Below are 6,248 nucleotides of genomic sequence, written 5' to 3' on the forward strand. Positions count from 1 at the left end.
ACACCACCGACACCACGTTCATCCCCGTCCTGCACCGAGAGCGGGACGAGAACCACACCCTCCTCACCGCACTCGCCACCGCACACACCCACGGCATCACCGTCCACTGGACGCCCCTGATCGGCGAAACCTCCGTTCCCGCTGCTCTCCCCACCTACCCCTTCCAGCGCCAGCGCTACTGGCTGGAGACGTCGAAGCCCACCACCCACGCCCCGAACACCTCCACCCATCCCCTCCTCAGCGCGGCGATCACCCTCCCCGATGGCGAAGGCGCCGTGTTCACCGGCGAGGTGTCGCTGAAGGCGCAGCCGTGGCTGAACGACCACGTCGTCCACGGAACGGTGGTGCTGCCGGGGGTCGCCTTCGTGGATCTGCTGCTGCACGCGGCCGGGTATGTCGGATGCGACCAGCTCGAAGAGCTGACGCACCACGCCTTCCTGGCCGTGCCGGAGCGGGGTGCCCGGCAGTTGCGGCTCACCGTGGGCGCGGCGGACGAGGCCGGGCGGCGGTCGTTCGCCCTGTTCTCGTCGGAGAGCGAGGCGGCCGAGGAGACGGCCGAGTGGACCCGCCACGCCAGTGGTTTCCTCGCCGATTCCGCACCGGAGCCCGCGTTCGACCTCACGGCGTGGCCGCCCACGGAGGGCGAGCCGGTAGACATCGAGGAGTTCTACCGTGGGTTCATCGGGCGCGGATACGAATACGGGCCGCTGTTCCGGGGCTTCCGGGCGGGCTGGCAGGTCGGTGACACCCTCTACGCGGAGATCGCGCTCCCGGACGGCACGGACCCGGAGGCGTACGGCGTCCACCCCGCCCTCCTGGACTCGGCGCTGCATCCGCTGATGCTGTTCTGGTACGAGTCGGATCGCGTACGGCTGCCCTTCTCCTGGAGCGGCGCGGCCTTGCACGCCGTCGGCCCGTCCCGGTTGCGGGTGCGGTTGTCGCGTACGGAGCGGGATGTGATGGCGCTGGCGGTGGCCGACGCGACCGGCGCGCCCGTCCTCAGCATCGGCGGGCTGGCCATGCGCGAGGTGGCTCCGGACCAGCTCGCCGCTGCGAAGGCCCGGCAGAGCGACGCCCTGTACGAGCCGAGCTGGCTGCCCGTACCGGCGCCCGCGTCACAGAGCAGCGGCCCGTGGGCAGTGGTCGGCGTGGCGGATGTGGCCGCCACGCTCCGTACCGCCGGGATCGAAGCGGTGGATCAGGCCACGCTCGGCGGGATGAGGGCGGAGGGCGCCAAGCCACCGCAGATCGTGGTGGCGGGGCCCGCCCGCTCCGATGGCGGCGATGTGGCGGCGGACGCACACACAGCGGCCGCCGAACTCCTCGCCCTGGTACAGGACTTCGTCTCCGACGACACCCTCGCCGACGCGCGGCTCGTGGTGCTGACCCGGGGGGCGGTGGCCGTGGAGAACGGTGAGCGGGTGCCGGATCCGGCGGCGGCCACTGTGTGGGGGCTGATGCGCACGGCGGACGCGGAATATCCCGGCCGGTTCGTGCTCGTCGACCTGGACGAGTCGGACGCCTCGTACCGCGCGCTCCCGGCGGCGCTCGCCATGGGAGAGCCGCAGGTGGCCGTCCGCGGCGGTGAGCTGCGCGTACCCCGGCTGGTGCGCGCGACGCTGCCCGCACCGGAAACAACAGACGGCGCCGGGCTCGCCCCCGAGGGGACCGTGCTCATCACCGGCGGTACCGGCACCCTCGGCGGTGTGCTGGCCCGCCACCTCGTGGAGCGGCACGGCGTACGGCATCTGCTCCTGGTCAGTCGGCGCGGCCCTGCGGCGGACGGCGCGACCGAGCTGGCCGCCGAGCTGAAGACACTGGGTGCCGACGCTTCCGTCGTCGCCTGCGACACCTCGGACGCCGAGGCGGTGGCCGGGCTGCTGCGGTCGATTCCCGGCGCGCATCCGCTGACCGGGGTGTTCCACACGGCCGGGGTTCTGGACGACGCCGCCATCGCGTCGCTGACCCCGGAGCGGCTGTCGGCGGTGCTGCGGCCCAAGGTCGACGCCGCCTACCACCTGCACCGGCTGACGGAACACCTGGACCTGGCCGCGTTCGTCCTGTTCTCCTCTGCGGCCGGGGCGATCGGCAATGCCGGGCAGGCCAACTACGCGGCGGCGAACACCTTCCTCGACGGACTCGCCGCCCACCGCCGGGGGCGGGGCCTGCCGGGCCTCTCGCTCGCGTGGGGCCTGTGGGCGCAGACCAGCGAACTGACCTCGGGTCTTGACCCGGTCGGGCGGGCGCGGCTGGGCCGTGGTGGCATCGGCGCGATGCCCACCGCGCAGGCGCTCGGCCTGCTCGACCTGGCGCTCGGCTCGCCCCAGGCGGTGCTGGTGCCCGCGAGGCTGGACCTCGCGCGGCTGGGCGGTGGCGACGCCCCAATCCCGGTGGTCCTGCAGGGGCTGGTCCGCTCCCGGGCCCGGCGGGCCGCCGCCACGGGCGGTGCGACGGGGTCGGACACGTTGCGGCAGCGGCTGGCCCCGCATGACGAGTCCACGCAGCTGGACATCCTCCTCACCTATATCCGTGGGCAGGTCGCGGCGGTCCTCGGCCACGGTTCGCCGGATGCCATCGACGCCGACAGCGGGTTCCTGGAGATGGGCCTCGACTCGCTCACCACCGTCGAGTTCCGCAACAACCTCAACCACGCCACCGGCCTGCGGCTGCCGCCGACCGCCCTGTTCGACTACCCCACGCCGGTTCAGCTGGCCGCCATGCTCCGTGCCGAGCTGGCGCCGGACCGGGCCCCCGACGAGGTTCCGCAGCCGCTGGTGGCCGAGTTGGACCGGCTGGAGAGCGGCCTGCGGACCGCTGTCCCCGGCGTCCGGACCGCGATCGCCGCGCGCATGCAGGCGCTGCTGCAGACGCTGGAGGGCCTGGAGACGGAGGACGCCGGGGCGGCGGGGCCGGGGGCGGAGGGCGTGACGATCGAATCCGCGACGGACGACGAGATCTTCGACTTCATCGACAACGAGCTGGGGCTCTCATGAACGAGGACAAGCTGCGCGACTATCTGAAGCGGGTGACCGCCGACCTCCAGCGGACCCGTCAGCGGCTGGCCGAGGCGGAGTCACGGAGCCGCGAGCCGATCGCGGTCGTGGGCATGGCCTGCCGGTTCCCCGGCGGCGCCACCACGCCCGAGGGGCTGTGGGAGCTGGTCTCTGAGGGGCGCGACGCGGTGGGCCCGTTCCCGGACAACCGGGGCTGGGACCTGGACGGCCTGTACGACCCCGACCCCAACACCACCGGGAAGACCTACGCCCGCGAGGGCGGCTTCCTCTACGACGCCGACCGCTTCGACCCCGAGTTCTTCGGCATCAGCCCCCGCGAGGCCCTCGCGCTCGACCCGCAGCAGCGGCTGCTCCTCGAAACCAGCTGGGAATGTGTGGAGAGCGCCGGTCTGTCCCCGGGCGAGCTGCGCGGCAGCCGTACCGGGGTGTTCAGCGGGGTGTCCGGCCACGAGTACGCCTCGCTCATCCACCGGGGCCCGGAGGACGTCGAGGGCCACCTGCTGACGGGCACCACCCTCAGCGTGGCGTCCGGGCGGATCGCGTACACCCTCGGTCTTGAGGGGCCCGCCGTCACCGTGGACACCGCGTGCTCGTCCTCACTGGTGGCGCTCCACATGGCCTGCCAGTCGCTACGGAACGGCGAGTCCACCATGGCGCTGGCCGGTGGCGCCGCCGTGATGCCGACGCCGGGCATGTTCGTGGAGTTCAGCCGCCAGCGCGGGCTGGCGGCGGACGGCCGGTGCAAGTCGTACGCGGCCGCCGCCGACGGGACCACCTGGGCCGAGGGCGCGGGCACCATCCTGCTCGAACGGCTCTCGGACGCCCAGGCCAACGGCCACCCCATCCTGGCCGTCATCCGTGGCTCGGCGGTCAACCAGGACGGCAAGAGCAGCCAGCTGAGCGCGCCCAACGGCCCCGCCCAGCAGCGGGTCATCCACGCCGCCCTCGCGAGCACCGGGCTCACCCCGGACCAGGTGGACGCCGTCGAAGGCCACGGCACCGGCACCACCCTGGGCGACCCCATCGAAGCACAGGCACTGCTGGCCACCTACGGTCAGAACCGCGACGAACCCCTGTGGCTCGGCTCCTTCAAATCCAACATCGGCCACGCCCAGGCAGCGGCGGGCATCGGTGGCGTCATCAAAATGATCCAGGCCATGCGCCACGCCACCCTCCCCAAGACCCTCCACGTGGACGAGCCCAGCCCCCACATCGACTGGGACTCGGGCAACGTCCAGCTCCTCACCGAACCCCGGCCGTGGCCCGAGAGCGACCACCCCCGCCGCGCCGCCATCTCCTCCTTCGGCATCAGCGGCACCAACGCCCACCTCATCCTCGAACAAGCCCCCGCCACGCCCACCCCGGAAACCCCGAGGGACACCACCACCGTCCCCTGGCTCCTCTCCGCCAAGACCGAACAAGCCCTCCGCGACCAGGCCCAACGCCTCCTCGACCACACCACCCAGCACCCCACCCTCCACCCCACCGACATCGCCCACACCCTCGCCACCACCCGCGCCACCTTCGACCACCACGCCGCCGTCGTCGGTGCCACCCGCGACGAACTCCTCGCCCAGCTCCACACCCTCGCCCAGGACCCCGGCCCCGCCACGCTCCCCACCCGGCCCCGCACCAAGAAGGTGGCGTTCCTCTTCACCGGCCAGGGCGCGCAGCACCCGGGCATGGGCCGAGGGCTCTACGGCACGTACGCCACCTTCCGCGACGCGTTCGACGAGGTCTGCGCCACCCTCGACCACCACCTCGACGCCCAACTCCCCCTCAAAGACGTGGCCCTCAAAGACATCGTCTTCGCGGACGACCCCACACTCCTGAACCAGACCCGCTACACCCAGCCCGCCCTGTTCGCGCTCCAGACCGCCCTGACCCGGCTCCTCGCCGAGGACTTCGGCATCAACCCCAGCCACCTCATCGGCCACTCCATCGGTGAGATCGCCGCCGCCCACACCGCCGGAGTCCTCACCCTGGACGACGCCTGCCGCCTGGTCGCGGCCCGTGGCGCCCTGATGCAGGCCCTGCCTCCCGGTGGCGCCATGATCGCCATGGAGGCGACCGAGGACGAGGTCACCCCGCATCTCACCGAACGCGTCGGCATCGCGGCCGTCAACGGACCCCGCTCGGTCGTCATCTCCGGCGACGAAAGCGACGTCACCGCCATCGCCGAGGAGTTCTCCGGCCAGGGACGGCGCACCCGACGCCTCACCGTCAGCCACGCCTTCCACTCGCCCCATATGGACCCGGTCCTCGCCGACTTCCGTCAAGCAGCGGGGCCCCTCACCTACGACGCGCCCCGCATCGCCCTGGTGTCCACCGTGAGCGGGGAGATCGGCGCCGCGTTCGACGCCACCTACTGGACCGAGCACATCCGCGGCACCACCCGCTTCCACGACGGCCTCACCGCACTCCACGACGAGGGCGTCACCACGTATCTGGAGATCGGGCCCGACGCCGTGCTCACCGCGCTCACCCGCGAGGCGCTGCCCGAGGCCGCCGCCGTACCGCTGCTGCGCCCCCGCCACCACGAGCCGACCAGCCTGATCAGCGGCCTGGCCCAGGCGCACGCGTCCGGCGTGGCCGTCGGCTGGAAGGGCTTCCTCGAAGAGCGCGGGGCCCGGAGCGTCGCCCTTCCCACGTACGCCTTCCAGCGCCGCCGCTACTGGCTCGGCGCCCCCGAACCCGCCGGTTCGCCCGCGGGCCTGGGCCTGGAGCCCGCGGCGCATCCGCTGCTCGCCACCGCCACCGAACTCCCGGACGGCAGCCGTCTGTTCACGGGCCGGGTGACGCTGGCCGACCACGCGTGGCTCGGCGACCACATCGTGATGGGGACCGTCATCCTGCCCGGCACCGCCTTCGTCGAGCTGGCGTTCCACGCCGCCCACGCGGTGGGCACCGACGAGATAGCGGAACTCGTCCTGAACGCCCCCGTCACCTTCGGCCCCCAGGGCGCCGCGCTGCTCCAGGTCATCGTCGGCCCCGACGACCCGGCCACGGGCCGGACCCTCACCATCAGGTCCCGTTCCGAAGGAGACCACTCCTGGACCGAGAACGCCACCGGCCACCTGAGCGCCCCCGTACCGGTCCCCTGACCGCCCCGCGTACGCGCCGAGAGGGCCGGACACCGCGATCGGTGTCCGGCCCCCGCCGGGGGGGGGGTGATGAGGCCGCGGCGGTGAGCCGCCGCGGGGGGGAAGGCGCCGCCGCCGCGGGCGGGGGGGT

The 6,248-nt window shown here is 73.0% G+C and carries 1 protein-coding gene and 1 pseudogene; both read left to right on the top strand.

The features are described 5' to 3' along the window. Positions 1–2,993, top strand: a 2,993-nt coding sequence (locus ACFV9T_RS34400; protein WP_385446438.1) for an SDR family NAD(P)-dependent oxidoreductase, incomplete at its 5' end; no start/stop codon positions are given. A gap of 5 nt (positions 2,994–2,998) precedes the next feature. Beyond that, positions 2,999–6,118: pseudogene (locus tag ACFV9T_RS34405) on the top strand (type I polyketide synthase); the annotation flags it as partial. Positions 6,119–6,248: the final 130 nt, after the last annotated feature.

It is taken from the genome of Streptomyces sp. NPDC059850 (assembly GCF_042731515.1).
GTDB lineage: Bacteria > Actinomycetota > Actinomycetes > Streptomycetales > Streptomycetaceae > Streptomyces.